The organism is Pseudomonas sp. zfem003 (assembly GCF_032621675.1).
Taxonomy (GTDB): domain Bacteria; phylum Pseudomonadota; class Gammaproteobacteria; order Pseudomonadales; family Pseudomonadaceae; genus Metapseudomonas; species Metapseudomonas otitidis.
Map to the genome: position 1 here is coordinate 305,209 of NZ_JAVYJG010000004.1, position 18,427 is coordinate 323,635.

An 18,427-nucleotide genomic window follows, 5' to 3' on the forward strand; every position below is an offset into this window, starting at 1 on the left:
GGAACCGGCAATGGCCTCGCGCCATTGCCGGTTTTGCATGTCAGGCGCCGGTAGGCCCCGTGAACTTTGCGTGACAAAAGTTCGGTCGCCCGCTGCGCCGACGGCCTTGGGGGTAACAGCCATGGCGCGTCCCTTGGGGCGCTGCGCCTCCACCCGAACAAGGACCCGTCGTGATGCGTTCCCAGCCCAAGCCGTCCGTCACCTGCACCGCCCGCCGCGAACATCCCCTCCTGCTCAAGCCCCTGGCCCAGGCCATCGCCCTGATGCTTCTGGCTGGCGGGGCCCAGGCCGCGCCGGCCTTCAGTGCCGGCTGGTTCGCCGAGAAGGGCGCCGCCCAGGCCGCTGGAGCCGCCCGGCCGGGGACCGTGCAGCCGGGTTCGCCACCGCCGCTGGCGCAGCAGCAGCAGGTGCAGCAGCGCCTGGGCCGCTCCTTCGCCAACCTCAACAACACCGTGGCCGCCATCGCCGCGGCCCAGGCAGCCCAGGCCGCCGGACGTGCGGCGGCCAGCGGCGCCCCGCAGACCCTGCACAACGGTCTCGGAGGCAACGGCCTCAACGTGGTGGTGGGGCCCGATGGCAAGCCGCTGTTCATCAACGCCGAGGCGCCGGTGCAGACCGACGCCAACGGCAAGGTACTGGTGTCCATCAAGCAGACCGCCGACAAGGCCATCCTCAACTGGGAGACCTTCAACGTCGGCCGCGACACCACCCTGGCCTTCCAGCAAGAGGCCAGCTGGGCGCTGCTGAACAAGGTGGGCAACAGCACCGCGCCCAGCCAGATCCAGGGCCAGATCAAGGCCGACGGCACGGTGATGATCCTCAACAGCAACGGGGTGGTGTTCAGCGGCACCAGCCAGGTCAACGTGCGCAACCTGGTGGCTGCCGCTACCGGCTTCAGCGACGAGCAGTTCCGCAGCGGCGGCCTCTACAACGGCAGCAACCCGAGCTTCACCAACGCCCAGGGCAACATCCGCGTGGAGCAGGGGGCGCAACTGAACACGGCGGCGCCCAGCACCTCCACCTCCGGGGGCGGCTACGTGCTGCTGCTGGGCAAGGAGGTGGACAACGCCGGCAGCATCAGCACGCCCAAGGGCCAGGTGCTGATGGCGGCCGGGGACAGCTTCGTGATCCGCAAGGGCTATGGCAGCGACGGCAACCCCACCTCCACCACCCGTGGCAACGAAGTGAGCGCCAGCGGCAACGGCCGGGTGCTCAACCGGGGCGTGCTGCTGGCCGCCAGCGGCGATGTCAGCCTGGTGGGCAACCAGGTGCAGCAGAGCGGCGTGGCCCTGGCCAGCACCTCCGCAGACGCCCGTGGCACCGTGCACCTCACCGCCAGCGGCGCCAATGGCCAGGTGACCCTGGGCGAGGGCAGCACCACCGCGATCCTCCTCGATGCCAGCGCCACCGCCCTCGACAGCCAGCGCGATGCCCTGCTGGCACCGGTCCTCAAGCAGGACGGCGACGTGGTGAACGGCGACGTCTTCCGCCGCGACCTGTCCCTGGTGCAGATCGACAGCAGCGGCAGCGTGGACTTCCAGAAGGGCTCCATCACCCTGGCCACCGGTGGCCAGGTGGCGACCCAGGCTGCCCAGCGCAGCCTGGTGCGCGACGGCGCCGTGATCGACGTCTCCGGCGCCACCGGCGTGCAGGTGGCCATGTCGGCCAACAGCGTCAAGGTCAACCTGCAGGGCAACGAACAGCGCGACGCCTCGGTCAACCGCGACAAGGGCGCGCTGAACAACAGCGATGTCTGGGTGGATGTGCGCGAGCTGGTGCGGGTGCCGGCCGGGACCAACGGCTACGCCACCGACCGCTGGTACACCGCCGGCGGCCTGCTGGAGGTCAGCGGCTACCTCGGCACCCAGGGCCACAGCGTGGCCGAATGGATGGCCCTGGGCGGCACCGTCAGCTTCACCGGCGGCGAGGTGGTGACCCAGTCCGGTTCGCAGATCAACCTTTCCGGCGGCACCCTCGACGTCCAGGGCGGCAGCGTCCGGCAGACCTGGCTGAAGGGCGCCGACGGGCGCCTGTACGAACTCTCCAGCGCCCCGGGCGACATCCTCTACACCGGCATCTACCGGGGCTACGAGGACCACAGCCAGCGCTGGGGCCGCACCGACTACTACTACGACCCGCTGATCGCCCCGCGCGAGCGCCAGGAGGCCGGCTACACCGTGGGCCGCGACGCCGGCAGCCTGGTCATCGGCACCCGCAACGCGGTGCTCGAGGGCACCCTGGCCAGCGACACCTACCAGGGCGCCCGGCAGACCCAGGCGGCCCAGGCCGGCCTCGACGGCTACCGCCAGTCGCAGAAGGCGGCCGCGCGCGGTGGCCAACTGGTGGTGGGCACCTACGCCCCCCTGTACGTGAAGAGCAGCGGCACCCTGGAGCCCGTACTGGGTGCCAGTGCCAACACCCTGAAACAGGTGGTGTTCGGCCAGGGCGCCGAACGCATCGCCGACGGGCTCGACCTGACCACCGCCCTGCCGGCGGGACGCCAGGGCACCCTGTACCTGGACAGCGCCCAGCTCAACGACTTCAACCTCGGGGCCATCAAGGTGGCGGCCAGCGAGGGCATCCGGGTCGACAGCGCGCTGCAGGTGGCGCCGGCCGGCAACGTGACCCTCTACGGCCCGCAGGTGGAAGTGAACGCCGACATCACCGCCCGTGGCGGCAGCCTCCAGCTGGGCAACGTGCTCAACCAGATGACCGCCCTGGGGCGTGCCGATACCGTGCTCACCCCCACCAGCGGCAGTGCCTCGGTACGCGTGGGGGCGGGTGTGCGCCTCGATGCCAGCGGGTTGTGGAGTAACCTGCTGCGCGAGCCCGACGACACCCGCGCGCTGCCCTACCTCAATGGCGGCAGCGTGTCCCTGCGCAGCAGCGGCAACACCCTGCTGGAAGCCGGCAGCACGGTGGATGTCAGCTCCGGCGCGGCGCTGCTCGCCAACGGCAGGCTGCAGGGCGGCAAGGGCGGCCACGTCACCCTCGCGGCCAGTGCCGGCAACCGGGGCGACAGTGGCGTGCTGAGCCTGGGCGGCGCTCTGCGGGGCGAAGGCGTCAAGGGCGGTGGCACCCTCAGCCTGCAGGCCGCTCGGGTGCTGATCGCCGACAACGCCCCGTCGGCGCCGGCCGGTGCCCTGGTGCTGCGTGGGGATTTCTTCGACAAGGGTTTCTCCGCCTACGAGGTGAGGGGTAACCGGGGCCTGGAGGTGGCCGAGGGCACACGCGTCGAGGTGACCCAGCCGCTGTACCGCCAGGCCAGCGGCGCAGGCAACCTGGCTACCGGCGGTGCCCTGTCCGAGGCCCTGGAGCGCTGGTTGCCCCCCCTTTACCAGGAGGATGCGGGCCAGGGCGTGCTGACCCAGCGCCAGGGGGCCAGCCTCTCGCTGCAGGCTGGCAGCCCGGAGACCGCCGCCGCCGACATCGCCAGCACGGCGCTGGTGGTGAAGCAGGGGGCTCTGCTGCATGTCGACCCCGGCCAGGCCATCCGCCTGGCCGGGATCGGCCAGGTCACGGTGGACGGCACCCTGGAGGCCTGGGGCGGGCGCATCAGCATCCTCGGCCTGGGGAGCAACGGTGAGGTCCAGTCCGCACGGCCGCTGGAAACCTACCATTCCCTCTGGATCGGCGATCACGCCCGGTTGGACGCAGCCTCCCGCGCCGTCAGCGCGGTGGACGCCCGAGGCAACCGCTACGGCCAGGTGCGCCAGGGGGGCAGTATCGTCATCGGCGGGGAAATCGACGCCAACCGAGGTGACCTGACGGCCAGCGATGCCTTCGTGGTGGTGCGCCAGGGCGCGCGCCTCGATGCCTCCGGCAGCCAGGCGTGGCTCGACCTGCCCGGCCAGGGCCCGCTGCGGGTGGCCAGCCAGGGCGGCAGCATTGCCCTGGCATCCACCAGCGGTTTGTACCTGGATGGGCAGCTCCGCGCTGCCGCCGGCGGCGAGGGGGTGGCAGGGGGCAGCCTCTCGGTGGCCCTTGGCGCGCCCAACTACCTGACCGGCGACCCCCGGGCCACTGATGCCGTGCGTCAGGCCCGGGAACTGGTGGTGGCCCAGCAGCAGGCGGCTCCCCTGGCCGAGGGGGCGGGCCCCGAGCAGGGGGCGTCGTTGCTGCGCTATGGCCAGGGCCGGCTGGCGGTGAGCCAGGTGGAGCAGGGCGGGTTCGACAACCTGGCGCTGCTCAGCACCGGGCTGCTGAGCTTCGATGGCAACGTGCGCCTGAATCTGGCCAATGCCCTCAGCCTGTATGCCGGAGCCTACGGCCTGGCCGAGTCCGCTGCGGCGGACAGCCGGGTCGAGTTGAGCAGCCACTACCTGCGGCTGGCCGGGGCCAGGCCGGCTGCATCTGTGGGGCCAAGCGAAACCAAAACAGCGATCGACATGGGCACCTCGGTACGCCCTGCCACTGGCCAGTGGCTGCTCAGTTCCCGTGGCCTGCTGGACGTGCGCGACAAGGTGAACCTGGGGGCGCGCGGCAGCATCCGCCTGCTGCAGGGGCGCGAGCAGGTGGTGGACCGCCGTGCCTTCGCCCAGGTGCAACTGGACAGCCTGGGTGACCTGCGGCTGCTGGCGAGCCCGAGCAGCATAGCCAACGCCATGAGCCTGACGCTGCCCGGCGACCTGCGCATCACAGCAGCCCAGGTCTACCCCGGCACCGGGGTCAAGGCCTTGGTGCAGGCCACGCGCATCGACATTGGCCGCCCGGTTGGCGCGATCCCGGCACAGCCCCTGTCGGCCTTTGGCGAGTTGAGGCTGCAGGCCGACGTGATCAACCAGGGGGGCGTCCTGCGGGCGCCATTGGGCAGCCTGGAGGTCGGTTACGGCGGCAACAGCCCGCGGCCCGCCAGCCGGGTGAACCTGCTGCCCGGCAGCCTGACCTCGGTGAGCGGTGCGGGCCTGGTGATTCCCTATGGCGGCACCGTGGACGGCAAGACCTGGCTCTACGACGGCGTGGCCCTCTCCACCACCCTGCTGAAGGCTGCACAGAACAACATGCCCGGCAAGGTGGACCTGATCGGGCAGACCATCGACGTGGCCGAGGGCGCCGTGGTGGATGTGTCCGGCGGCGGGGTGGTGCTCGGTGCCGGGTTCGTCGCCGGTCGCGGCGGCTCCACCGATGCCCGTTTCAACCCGCTGGTGCAATACGGCCCGGACGGCTTCCTGCTGCCGGCCCTGAGCAGCAACCCGGTGTACGCCATCGTGCCCGGCGTCCAGCCGGGTTTCGCCCCCGGCAATGGCGAGGCCGGGGCCGTGGCACCGCTGGTGGGCCAGCAGATCACCGTCGGCGCTGGCGTACCGGGGCTACCGGCGGGCACCTACACCCTGCTGCCATCCACCTACGCCTTGCTGCCGGGGGCCTTCCGCGTGGAGGTCAATGGCCTGGCGGGGCAGGGCGGTGCCCTCGTCACCCAGGCCATGCGCAACGGCTCCTGGTCCACCGCCGGTACCCTGGGCCTGGCCAGCGGCGCCCGCGACAGCCTGGCCAGCCAGGTGATCCTCACCCCGGCCGACGTGCTGCGCCGCTACTCCCAGTACAACGAGACCACTCTCAGCCAGTACCTGCTGGCCGATGCCGCGCGGCTGGGCATCCCCGCCGCGCTGATGCCGCGGGACGCCAAAGCCTTCAACCTGAATTTCTCGCGCAGCGACGGCAGCCAGCCCAGCTTCCGCTTCGCCGGAACCCTGCTGAAGGGCCGTGAGGAGGGCGGACGGGGCAGCATCACCGCCATCGACGCGACATTCGGCAGCCACCTGGAAATCGTCAAGGCCGGCACCGGGGCCAGCGCCGGCTTTACCGGCATCTCCCTGAACGATGCCGACCTCAACGCCATCGGTGCCGGCAGCCTCTTCATCGGTGGTCTTGGCCGTACGGTCTACGGCCAGGGCGGCAATTTCATCCAGCTGGGTAGCACCAATGGGGCCAACGTGCGCAGCGTGACCCTGCGCAGCGGCGCGACCCTGCGGGCGCCGGAGGTCATGCTGATCAGCTCCGGCACGACGGGGGGCATCACCGTGGAGCAGGGCGCCAGCATCAACACCCTGGGCCTGGGGGCTGCCCCGCGGGACTCCCGCGACGGTTACCTGTACAAGCCGGGGCGCAACAGTGTGCTGGCGGTTTCCAACGGCTACCTCAGCCTGCTGGCCCCGGATGTGCCCGACCCCCGGTCCCCAGATGTGGCGCCCGGGCCTATTCGCATCGGTGTCTGCGACGGCACATGCAGCGGCACCACCGGGCTCTATTCCGACGGCACCATCGCCACGGCCACCGACAACCGCTTCGAGTTGAGCGATGCGGTGCGCTACGGCACCCGCAACCTGACCCTGGCAGTGGGCGGTATCAACGTCGGCAGCGCCGAGGTGCTGGCCGACCTGGCCAGCCGCAACCGCCTGCCCAACGGGCTGACCCTCAACCAGGCGGTGCTGGACCGCCTGCTGCGTGGCGATGCCCAGTTCGGCGCGCCCGCGCTGGAGACCCTGGTGCTGGGCGCGCGGGATTCGCTGAACTTCTTCGGCGACGCCAGCCTGGACACCTACGGTGCTGACGGTCGCTCGCGGCTCAAGGAGCTGGTGCTGACCACCCCGGCCATCTACGGCCAGGGCGAGGCGGGTGCGCGTGCACAGATCCGCACCGCCAACCTGGTCTGGAACGGTGCCCACAACGAGGCCGGAGCCATCATCGCCGGCGGTGCAGGCAGCGGCGCGGGCAGCCTGCTGATCGACGCCGAGCGCATCGAGTTCGGCTACCTGCCAGACAGCCAGCCCAGTGCCAGCCCGATCCGCGACCGGCTGGCCGTGGGCTTCGCCAACGTCGAGCTGAACGCCCGCGAGCGCATCACCGCCAATCACAAGGGCGGCCTGGCGGTGTACCAGCGGCAGGACGGCTACACCCCGGGCCAGGGCTTCCAGTACAGCGGCGGGCAGCTGATCCTGCGCACCCCGGTGCTGACCGGCGGGGCCGGCTCGGTGAACCGCCTCAGCGCGGGTGGCGACATCCGCATCAGCGCCCCGGCCGGTTCCACGGTGCCGACCATCGGGGGCGATGCCCTGGGGGCGGAGCTGTCCCTTCGCGGGCGCAACCTGTACCTGGAGGGTGCGGTGGTGCTGCCCAGCGGCAAGCTGACCCTGGCGGCCGATGAGCAGCTGAGCCTCGGCGATGGTGCCCGCATCGACCTGGCCGGGCGCAAGGTCACCTTCAACGAGGTGAACAAGTACAGCTGGGGCGGCGACCTGATCCTGGAGAGCCGCCACGGCGACATCCGCCAGGCGGCCGGTGCGCTGATCGACCTGTCCGCGGTCAACAACCAGGCCGGCAGCCTCAAGGCCACCGCCCTGGCGGCCGGCGCCGGCACGGTGGCCCTGGAAGGGCGCATCCTCGGTGGCAGCAGCGGGGAATACGACGCTGGCGGCACCTGGATGCCGTACAAGGCCGGCAGCCTGGAGGTACACGCTCAGCGGCTCGGCGCGGGCAACCTCAGCGACGATTTCGCCGCGCTCAACCAGCGCCTCAACCAGGGCCAGGTGTTCGGCGCCCGCAGCTTCCTGCTCAAGCAGGGCGACCTGGTGATCGGCGACGGCCTCAAGGCCGGAGAGATCAGCGTGTCGCTGGACGGCGGGCACCTCACGGTGAACGGCACCGTGGACGCCAGCGGCGAGCGGGTGGGGGCCATCCGCCTGGCCGGCAAGCAGGGGCTCACCCTTGGCAGCGGCGCGCGGTTGGACGCCCATGGCAACCGCCTGCGGGTGGACAGCTACGGCGGGATCATCGATGCGCCCAACCGGGCCACGGTGGAGCTGAGCGCCGTCGATGGCCAACTTACCCTGGCCAGTGGCGCCCGCATCGACCTGCGCCACGGCACCGCCGCCAGCAGCGGCCACGACGGACGGGCACGGGGCACCCTGGAGCTGAATGCTCCCCGGCTCGGCGGTGCCAGCGCTGGTGACATCGCCATCGATGCCAGCGGCCCCCTGGACATCCAGGGCGCCAGCCTGATCGCCGTGAACGGCGTGCAGCGCTACGACGATGCCCGCAACGGCAGCGACCCGGCCGCCAGCGGCCGGCCCTACCAGGTCATCGACCAGGCCTACCTGGACCAGAAGCACGCCGAGAGCCTGGCCTTCATCGACCACGCCCTGGCCAACGGCGCGCTGCTCAACGGCAAGCTGGCCGGCCTGAACAACGCCGCCTATGCCGATGCCTTCCACCTGCGGCCCGGGGTGGAGCTGGTCAGCCGGACGCCCGGTGGCGACCTGGTGGTGCAGGGTGACCTGGACCTGTCCGGCTACCGCTACGCCAGCCTCAATCCGCACACCCCCAGGACCGCCGCTGCGGGATCGGGGGAGGTGGGGCACCTGGTGATCCGCGCTGGGGGCGACCTGAGCGTGCTGGGCAGCATCAACGACGGCTTCCTCGCACCGCCGGCCACCCAGGACGACGACGGCTGGGTGCTGCTGCCCGGCAAGCAGCCGTTCAACGGGGATGTGGTGGTGCCCCGTGGCGGCATCGAACTGCAGGATGGCACCGCCTTCCCCGCCGGCACGGTGCTCAACTACGACCTGCCGATCAAGGCCATGACCCTGGCTGCCGGTACCCGCCTGCCGGCGGACGCGCGGTTGAACGGCCCGCTGCTGCTGGCGGCCGGTACGGTGCTGGCGGCGGAGGTGCGCAACGCCGACGGCAGCCTGGCCTACGCGGCCGGCACCCGCCTGGCCGAGGCCGTCACCCTGGCCCAGGGCATGGTCCTGGGGGCGGGGACCTGGCTGCCGGGGGACACTCCGGTAACGGCCATGACCTGGCCGAAGGGTGTGCCGCTGCCGAGCAACGCGCCCAGCACTATCGTCGGTGCGCCGGACAGGGTGGTGCAGGCAGGGAACCTGGTGCTGGCCCTGGGGGCGCTGATCCCGGCGGGCACCGATGTGAAGCTCGCCGCCGGGGTGGAGAAGATCAACCTGCGAGGCGGTGACGGCAAGGGACGCAATTGGGCCGTGGCGCAGATGCTGCCCGAAGGCTCGCAGTCCTGGTCGCTGCGGGCCGTGGCCGGTGCCGACCTGCAGGCCGCCGACAGCCGCCTGGTCGACCCCTATGCCGAGCACGGCGAACTGCGCCTGGCCGACACTCACTATGGCTATCTGGCGAAAGCCATATCGACCCGCCTCCTCACGGCGGAGGGTGCACTGGCGTGGTATGGCGATGAGAGCTTTGCCGGCAAGCCGGTAGCCGAGGCCATGGCTGAATACGGTGTTGATGACGAATTGATTATCTGCTCCGAGGTGTACATGTGCACCGAGGGGTCTGGTATGGAGTACAGCTACGCCCTGGGCAGCAGCCGCTTCAGCGTGCTGCGCACCGGCACCGGGGACCTGGACCTGGTGAGCGCCGGGGACTTCAATCTGCACTCCCTGTACGGCCTCTATACGGCCGGTACCTCTTCGCTGGGGCTGTCGCAGTCCGCGGCCTACAACCAGGCACGCGGTGTGGCCGTTAATCCAGGCAATGGAGCGCTGGTCGATACCGTGCTTGGCAAAAACGGAGGTGTCTACGAGACCCTGGTGGACGGCGGGGTCAGCAGTCTCTACCGCGCCTGGTACCCGGAGCGGGGCGGCAACCTGTCGCTGACGGTGGGCGGCGACCTGACCGGCGATCTGATCGGACGGCCGGAGAGCGGAGGCGGGGACACTCAGCAGCCGGAAGGCAGCGCAGTCCGCAACTGGCTGTGGCGCCAGGGCGGCGGGCTGGACGTTGCATCCACCGTGCCCAGCGCCTGGTGGATCAACTTCGGCACCTATGTGCCGTTCAACAGCGGTAAGGATGTGGCCCTGGCCGGCTTCACCGGCTTCGGCACCCTGGGCGGCGGCAACCTCGACGTACGCGTGGCCGGGGATGCCGGCCTGCAGGCGCCCCGAGGAATCATGAAGAGCGACCTCGCCAGTCGCAGCCAGGGCCTGGTGCTGGCCGTGGGCTCCACCGGGCGCCTGGTGGACGGCCACCTGGTCACCACCGGCGGTGGCGACCTGAACCTGGTGGTGGGCGGCGCGCTCAACCCCGACCTGGAGGCCCGAGGGTTCCAGGACGATGCCAAGCTGCCCATCAAGCAGCGGCACGACCTCAATGGCAGCCTGGTCAACCTGCGGGGAAGCCTGCGCGCCAGTGCGGCCTCCTATGGCGGCATCGACACGATCACCGGGCCGGAAGCGCGCAACCATGACGCCCGGGAAAGCCGCGCCTACGACCCTTTCACCGCCACCAAGGCCTCCGCTAACGGCGGGCTGGTGCTGGTACCGGGGGACGCCACGGTGAGCCTCAATGCCCGGGGCGACCTGGTGCTGGGGGGGGTGAGCGACGCCGGGCGCAGCCAGGCCCTGGGCGGCCAGGCCGTGGATCTGGCCGGCACCCGCAGCAGCGGCTTCGCCTGGTTCAGCCTATGGACAGACCATACCGCCATCGACCTGTTCGCCGCCGGTGGCAATCTGACACCCTCGACCCAACTGGGGGAAACGGGCTCCTACACCGGTGGTCTCAGTTTGCGTTCCGGTATGGATTACTCCGCTACTGACGGGCGCTTCGTCTACCCCTCGGTCCTGCGGGCGGTGGCTCCGGCTGGCAGCCTCTACTACGGGCCATCGGCGCAGGGCGCGGTTGGCATGGACGCTCAGGTGGTCGTCAACTCCCTGCTACTGGCCCCGGGGCGCCAGGCCCAGTTGGAGTTGCTGGCGGGAAACTCCATCTATGCCGGGGGTTATGCCCTTTCGCCGAGCAACGCCCCCCAGGACCACCTGGCCACGCCCTTCAAGCCGGGCTTCTACTACCTCGATGCGTCAGGCGCCAGCCATGGCGACCTGGGCTGGAGCGGCAACCCCGGGCGCAGCCTGTTCGCCTTCGGTGGCACCGGGGTCGAAGGCGCCTACCGTGGTGCCGATCAGCCGACGCGCATCTACGCCCTGCGGGGTGACATCGTCGGGGTGCGCACGGGCGAGATCCTGAGGTTCTCGAGCTATCCCCGGGCCGGTGAAACCTGGTACGAGGGCGCACGCCCGACCCGCCTCATGGCCGGGCGCGACATCGTCAACAGCGGGCAGATGGTCGGTCTGCCAGGCCCGAGAAATATCGAAGGCACTGCGCAGACCACCGGCAACCTGTTCGTCCACGACGCCCCCACCGACGTCTCGGTGGTGTCCGCCGGGCGCGACATCCTCTTCAGCAGCTTCAACGTTGCCGGGCCCGGCACCCTGGAGATCACTGCCGGTCGCCAGCTGCGCCTGGAAGACCAGGCCACGCTGAACAGCCTGGGAGCCATCGTGCCCGGCGACAAGCGCCCGGGCGCCGACATCGCCCTGCAAGCCGGTGCCGGCAGCGGCCCGGACTACCTGGCCTTCGCCCTGCGTTACCTGGACCCGACCAATCGCCTCGCCCCCGGCGCCAGCCTGGGTGCGGGTGGCGTCGCGCAGACCTACGAAGCCGAGCTGGCGGCCTGGCTGGCCGAGCGCTTCGGCTTCAGCGGCAGCCGCGAGCAGGCGCTGGCCTACTTCACCGCACTGGCGCCGGAGCAGCAGCGGATCTTCGCCCGCCAGCTGTACTTCGCCGAGCTGCGCGCAGGCGGGCGCGAATACAACGATGCCGGCAGCCCGCGTTTCGGCAGCTACCTGCGCGGCCGCAATGCCATCGCCGCGCTGTTCCCCAGCCACGACGTGGCCGGCAACCCGATCCGCTACGAGGGCGACATCACCCTCTATGGCGGTGCCGGTGTGCGCACCCTGTTCGGGGGCGGCATCCAGATGCTCACGCCAGGCGGGCAGCAGGTGTTCGGCATCGAGGGCGAGGCGCCGCCGGCCTCGGCCGGTGTCATCACCCAGGGTGCCGGGGACATCCAGCTGTTCGCCGAGGGCAGCGTGCTGCTGGGCCAGAGCCGCATCATGACCACCTTCGGTGGCGACATCCTGGCCTGGTCCGCCCGGGGCGACATCAACGCCGGACGCGGCTCCAAGACCACCCTGGTGTACACGCCACCCCGTCGCGTCTACGACGCCTGGGGCAACGTCACCCTGTCGCCCAGCGTGCCCAGCACCGGTGCCGGCATCGCCACCCTGGCGCCCATCCCCGAGGTACCGCCGGGCGACATGGACCTGCTGGCGCCGCTGGGCACCATCGACGCGGGGGAGGCCGGCATTCGCGTCTCCGGCAACGTCAACATCGCCGCGCTGCAGGTGATCAACGCCGCCAACATCCAGGTGCAGGGCAAATCCAGCGGGATACCGGTGGTGGCCTCGGTCAACACCGGAGCCCTGGCCTCGGCCAGCTCGGCGGCTAGCTCCGCCAGCGGTGCCGCCGAAGAGGCCGCGCGGGGCCAGCAGCGCGCCGCCCGCGAACGCCAGCCGTCCATCGTCACGGTGCAGGTGCTGGGCTTCGGCAACGAACGCCTGCAAGGCGGCGAAGAAGCCCGCGCCCCGGCCCCGACCGCCTACGACGCCAACCGCAGCGTGCAGGTACTCGGCGCCGGCCCGCTGCACGAACAGGCCCGCAGCCGCCTGACCGAGGAGGAACAGCGCAACCTCACGCTTTGACCCCATCCCAGCCGCCCTTCGGGGCGGCACTTCTTTCCCGAGGGCGGCAGGTGACTGCCGCTCTTTTTTCTACGTTTCGGAAATGCCCTTACCTTTCAGGGAAAGCAGCTTTGCCCGTCTGGCTTGCGTTTTCGGCTAGAGCCCGCCGCCCTTACGTGCCCACTAAATTGATGACTGACTTGCATTTGCTCGGGAAAAGACTTGAGCAATATTGCTGGCACCCTAAAAATGTCGCGCTGATTTTGAGATGCCACTACCCAAAGAGCATCGTTATAGCCCGCAGCCTGCTTCGGCCCAAAAGGCAAGTAGATAACGTCGTCGTTAATTTGGCTGATAATCCGATTGCCCCACTGTCATTGAGCTTGGAGGGAGTTGAGATGGCTATCTCTCTGTTTTGTTATTCATCACGCGCCGCCGAAGATGTCGAAGGGATACTTGACCTGTTGTCCGTACGGCATCGGGAGTTTTTGCGGGTAAATTCCTGCTTTCTAGTGTTGATGATTTAGAGGGTGCTGCTACTTACTCTGACTCTATTTCGCTGGAAATTGCACTTGAGCACGGTATGCGTGCGAGCTGTTTATTCTTGATTTATCTTAACGATAAAAGTGCTGCGGGTTTGCTGCCGAAGGTGGAAACGATCATCAAGAATGCACTGGGTGATAACAATGTGCTCATCCTGTTTAATAACGAAGAGCGCCGGTAGAGAATGCAAGTGTAGGTGCTCTTTCTGTTTTGATTATGGCGGAGAAGGGTTTTCTGAGAGAGTAGGGGTGAAGGTGTTGTACCTCATTGATCTGTCTGAAGGGGTATTTGATTTTGTGGTTGAGTCTGTGGTGGTGCAGGATAAGCGATATGGGTAATAGTGCGGTTTTTGATTTTGCTCAATGTCTTGTAGCGGCTGTGCACTGTTTTGTTATTTTTATTTTTGAGTAATGCTCGGCTTTTGAAGCTCCTTGTCCGGTGAATCGGGGGCGATTTTTGTGATTAAGACTTTTGATTAGAATTCACTTGGTGGTTCGGTGAGTGATGGGAGTGGTTGAGGTGTGTCTGGATGTTCTTGAAATAAGAAATTGGATTTCTGAGAAGCTTATGCTTATTCGTTCGGATATCAGTAAAGAGGCTTTTTCTGATATTTCACATTATATGATGCATGGCGAGTATGAGATGGCTTTTGAGTATTTGCTGCTGGAGGTCATGGATTTGAAGTTGAATGAGAAATTTATTGGCGGTGAGGTCGTGGAGATAGCGGTTCGTTTGGGGTTGGATCGCGACTACCACTATGATGAAAATTTCTGGCAGCGGCTGAGCTCAATTTGGGGGCGGATTCTGTATAAGGTTGCAGAGTCCTGATGAAGTGCCCTGGTGTTGTCGGCTTTTATGAAGTAAAACGCCCGATATCGTGAGGCGTGAAATTGAAAATATTATAAAGATTCGGATCGTTGTGGAAGTGCGTCAGTTTGTGGGGGTGGTTAGAATTTTTAGTTTGGTATGTGTTGGGGCGACTGTGACAAGTATGGGGAAGTAGCGTGATCTGTGATTTATATCTTAAGCAGCCTGTGCATTCCGAATACCTTAGATTTTTGAGTGTGTTCGATAAAGGTTTTTCCAGTGAGGCCAGGATTTATGGCTCAGGCTATCTGGGTGTGAATGTGGAGCGCATCAGGCTGGTTACCTTTGTGGTCGAGTTGAGGCGTAACGGGTTTGAGGCTATGAATGTCCCTGTCGCTTATAGAGAAAATCCGAATATCAGCAGGGAAGAGGCTTTCTGTTTGGCCAAGGATTACGCCGCTCTAATGGGGCGGAGTGTGGTGTTTGAAGGGGAGCGAGTTGTCGATGATTCGCCGCTGTTCTGGGCTTTCTCAATGGTGGGAGGTTCAGAGGAAAGGGCGGGAGGAGTTGCTTATATAGATAAGTTGGATGGTCATGTCTGGGGTGTTACTGAGTATGATGAATATATGCATGACTATTGCGGCTTGCTTGTCTGAGTTCTGATTGGGGCTGGCGCTCATCGGGCTTTTATTATGTTGCCGGCGGTTCTGGGTAGGAGTTGATCCATGAGTGGGGTTTTCTGCGGCAGGTTCTGGATGGAAGCTTGGTAAACGCAGTTGATTGTGTTGGTTATGGCGATGGTGAGTTAGAGCGTATTGCCCGGCTATATAATGTAAATGTGTAGGGGCAGCTTGGCGCTTTCTTGGCTGGAATGGGAGGAGTGATGGCGGTCTGATTGGGGATTCGATGGTTCAGCTATATCGGCCCTCATGATCGATTGGTAATTTGTTGGAGATTTAAAGGTTCGAGGTTGGGTATTTTGCTTGGCTTTTTAAATATGGGTTGCTGTTAGATTCGGGGGCGCGCCTATGGTGCTGTCGAGAGTCTTTGCTGGAGGTTTTAAAGAGTGGGAATTCTTTTAGATGAAGACTTTGGTGAGCTGAGGTTTGATGGGGCCTTGACGGGTTCATGTGAGGTGGTGATTTTCCAAGAACGCTCTGAGGTGGAGTTGGTTGTTCAGACATTTGATGGTGATCCGATTTCCGAGACTCAGCGGCTTGCGTACAGGGAGTTCCTTCTTGATTCGGCCTTCATCTGCTCCTCTGTTGAGGAGGCCGTGTTCAATTACTACAACGACAGGTTGAGCGAGTTCAGGGAGTGCCTTGATGCGTGTGAGGTAAATGATAAAGCGCCTCAAGTGAGTTCGGTTGGGGATATGGGGAAGCTGGTTACCCTGATAGGCATCAAGGTCATGTATCCCCTTGATCCCGGCGTGCGTCAAATCGGCTTCATATTTGATGCAGTTTTTGACTCTCAACTGGGCGTAGGGGTATTGGTGACCAACGGCTCTGTAGAGGCCGTAGAAGTGCAAGATTTTTTGTTGAGTTAATGGCGGCGGCTCTCTTTGGTGTAGCGATTGGTAGGCGCTTTCTTCATACCTGCGATGTTGTGTTATGGCGGCTGTGAGCGGGACACCTCCGGGTGTGCCGGGTCCCAGGAGTCCCGGTCGGCCAACCTGCGTACAACTGTCACCCATGCCCCTTGTTTGGCCGCTAACGGCGACGGCTCTAACCCTGGAAGCATCACGGCATGACTCGCGCCTCTTCTCTGTACCTCTTTCTTTGCTGCGTGGGCGCCCCCCCAATCTCTGAAGCGGTGAAGCGTGACCGCCTGAGCATCGTCGACTGAACCCTTCACGTCTCCCCGAAGAGGCCCGGCATCAGCCGGGCCTTTTCATTTCCGCAGGGCCGTTTCAGTGCCTTGTTCGTTCCCGCACTCACCAGGCGAAGGCGATCCCCACCGCCTCGTAATGCCCATTCCAGACGCTCTCCACCCCGCAAGCACCGTCCTTGCGCCGCCGTTCATGAAGATTCGATGACAAAAGTTCGGTGCCTTCGCCGGGCGCCGGTCAAGGGAGTGTGGAACGACGACGGCAAGGACAACGCCGCGCCACATCGGCCGCTACGGAAGGCGGCCACTTCGGCCCGCGGGTTTGCGGGCTCCGGCCAGGCAGTGGAGCAACGGCGATGGGGAAGATGGACGGATTCGCGAAGGTGGGGATGCAGGAGCTGGACCAGCGCCTGTCGAAGATCGTCGAGGCGGCGCGCAAGAAGCCCGTTTCGGTCTACCGCTACGGCGCGCCCTGGGTGTGGATCGTGTCCCAGGAGGACTGGCAGAGCGCGCTCAAGGAGGTGTCCAGCTACATCCCCCCGGGCCACTCGCTGGTGGTGCTCAAGCCGCAACTGGATGCGCTGCTGGAGCCGGCCCTGGAGGCGTTGCAGGGCTGGGCCCGTACACGCCAGCTGCAGGTGCCGCTGAGGGCGCTGCTGCAGGCGCTGGTGCTGCAGGTGCTGTATTCGCTGCCCAGCGAGAAGCAGCTCTACGAGCAGCTCAACTACAACCTGCTGTTCCGCTGGTTCGTCGGCCTGCAACTGAACCAGCGGGTCTGGGGCTTCAGCGCCTTCGTCCGTGACCTCGGCGAGGTGCTGGACAACGCCCAGGCCGTCCGCCTGCTGGAACGGGCCATCAGCGAGGTGTTTGCACCGTCGCTGATGAGCACGCCGGAATTCACCCCGAACTTCGCCCAGCTGCACACCTGGATCGCCCGTCACGCGGCGCAGGCTCGCGCTCGCTAGGCCCGATACACCAACGACAACCATGGGTGGCCCGGCCCCAGGCACGGCCCGCCCACAGGACGGCGCACGCCAGCGTGGCGCCATTTCACGAGGGGGCTGTGTGGTTCTTCAGTCATTCAACCGGCACCTGCGCCTTGGCCGCGTGCCGTTCGCACCTTCGCTCCTGGCCCTGGCGCTGCTGGCCGGTACGGCCTGGGGCGCGGAGGAGGGCGAGGGTGCGGCGCGCCGGGTCGACGTCAACGAATACGTGGTGCGTGGCAACAGCGTGCTGCAGGCGCGGGACATCGAGGCGGCGGTCTACCCGTTCCTCGGCCCGCAACGCACCCTGGCCGACATCGAGGGCGCCCGCGACGCGCTGCAGCAGCGTTACCAGGCCCTGGGCTACCAGTCGGTCTTCGTCGAGCTGCCGGAGCAGCAGGTGGAGGGCGGCGTGGTCTACCTGCAGGTGAGCGAGACCCGCGTCGGCCGGGTGAGGGTGATGGGCGCCCAGCACTACTCGCCGCTGGCGGTGCGCGACGAGGTGCCGGCCCTGCAGGAAGGCCAGGTGCCGGACTTCGGTCGGGTCCAGGCCGAGCTGGCCGCTGCCAACCGCAACCCCGGGCGCCAGGTGGTGCCGGTGGTGCGCGAGGGGCGTCGGCCGGGGACCATGGACGTGGACCTGCAGGTGGAGGACAAGAACCCCTGGCAGGCCAGCATCGGCCTGAACAACGACTACAGCGCCGACACCGAGAAGCTGCGCTCGGTGGTCAGCCTCGGCTACACCAACCTCTGGCAGCGGGGCCACACGGCCTCGCTGACCTACTTCACCGCGCCGGAGGACCGCGACAACGCCGAGGTCTGGTCCGGCAGCTACAGCGCGCCGCTGGATGCCCGCTGGACGCTGCAGCTCTCCGGCTACCAGTCCGACAGCAACGTGGCCACCCTGGGCGGCAGCAACGTGCTGGGCAAGGGCCACGCCTACGGGGTGTCCCTGGCCTACGCGGTGCCGCCGGCCGGGCCCTGGGCGCACTCGCTGTCGGTGGGGGTGGAGTTCAAGGACTTCGAGGAGTCCCTGCAGTTCGGCGGCAGCCAGGACCAGGTGCCGATCCGCTACGCGCCGATCACCCTCGGCTACACCGGCTACCGCTACACCGAGCGCTCGCAGTTCAGCCTCGGCCTGTCCCTGGTGGCCGGCACCCACAGCATGCTGGGCTACGGCAGCGACGACGAGGCGTTCGACTACAAGCGCTACCGGGCCAAGCCGGGCTTTGCCCTGTTCAAGGGCGATGCCACCTACACCCTGACCTTCGGCGACGACTGGCAGAGCCACAGCCGCCTGGGGTTCCAGCTGGCCTCTGGGCCGCTGGTCTCCAACGAGCAGTTCTCTGCCGGCGGTGCCAGCAGCGTGCGCGGCTACCTGGCCGCCGAGCGCACCGGCGACGACGGCTGGTTGCTTGGTCAGGAATTGCGCACGCCGTCCCTGGCGCCGCTGCTGGGCAAGGGCGTGGCCCGCCACCTGGACGAGTGGCGCTTCTACCTGTTCGCCGAAGGCGCGCAGCTGTCCCTGCAGGACGCGCTGCCGGAGCAGGACGACAGCTACAGCCTGGCCAGCGTCGGCCTCGGCACCCGCGCCACGCTGCCCCACGGGCTGTCCGGCAGCCTCGACTGGGCCTACCCGCTGAAGGACGGCCCGAACACCCGCAAACGAGACCCCCGCGTGCACTTCAGCGTGCAGGCGAGCTTCTGACCCCTTGGAGTTGA

Annotated in this window: 6 protein-coding genes; all 6 read left to right on the forward strand. The window is 66.8% G+C overall.

Annotation, left to right across the window (positions count from 1 at the left end; translation table 11 throughout):
• Positions 1-173 precede the first annotated feature (173 nt).
• The 6 genes from RTK35_RS10365 to RTK35_RS10390 all read left to right on the forward strand — a co-directional run bounded on the left by RTK35_RS10365 (position 174) and on the right by RTK35_RS10390 (position 18,413).
• On the forward strand, positions 174-12,563 hold the full coding sequence (locus RTK35_RS10365; protein ID WP_316907935.1) for a filamentous haemagglutinin family protein: 12,390 nt from the start codon (positions 174-176) through the stop codon (positions 12,561-12,563).
• 1,026 nt (positions 12,564-13,589) lie between these two features.
• On the forward strand, positions 13,590-13,913 hold the full coding sequence (locus RTK35_RS10370; protein WP_316907936.1) for a hypothetical protein: 324 nt from the start codon (positions 13,590-13,592) through the stop codon (positions 13,911-13,913).
• 176 nt (positions 13,914-14,089) lie between these two features.
• Entirely contained in the window at positions 14,090-14,548 is a 459-nt protein-coding gene (locus tag RTK35_RS10375) for a hypothetical protein (protein WP_316907937.1), read from the forward strand.
• A 410-nt stretch (positions 14,549-14,958) separates the two neighbouring features.
• A complete protein-coding gene (locus tag RTK35_RS10380; protein ID WP_316907938.1) occupies positions 14,959-15,441 on the forward strand; it encodes a DUF6985 domain-containing protein in 483 nt (160 codons plus the stop codon).
• Between the two features lie 646 nt (positions 15,442-16,087).
• Positions 16,088-16,687: a transposase gene (locus RTK35_RS10385; RefSeq protein WP_044407810.1), complete on the forward strand. Its 600-nt coding sequence runs from the start codon at positions 16,088-16,090 to the stop codon at positions 16,685-16,687.
• A 163-nt stretch (positions 16,688-16,850) separates the two neighbouring features.
• On the forward strand, positions 16,851-18,413 hold the full coding sequence (locus RTK35_RS10390) for a ShlB/FhaC/HecB family hemolysin secretion/activation protein (protein ID WP_316908051.1): 1,563 nt from the start codon (positions 16,851-16,853) through the stop codon (positions 18,411-18,413).
• Positions 18,414-18,427 lie beyond the last annotated feature (14 nt).

Excerpts from the sequence above, each read along its gene's own strand:
- RTK35_RS10365 (WP_316907935.1), top strand. The coding sequence starts at position 174 with ATGCGTTCCCAGCCCAAGCCGTCCGTCACCTGCACCGCCCGCCGCGAA.
- RTK35_RS10370 (WP_316907936.1), top strand. The coding sequence starts at position 13,590 with ATGGGAGTGGTTGAGGTGTGTCTGGATGTTCTTGAAATAAGAAATTGG.
- RTK35_RS10385 (WP_044407810.1), top strand. The coding sequence starts at position 16,088 with ATGGACGGATTCGCGAAGGTGGGGATGCAGGAGCTGGACCAGCGCCTG.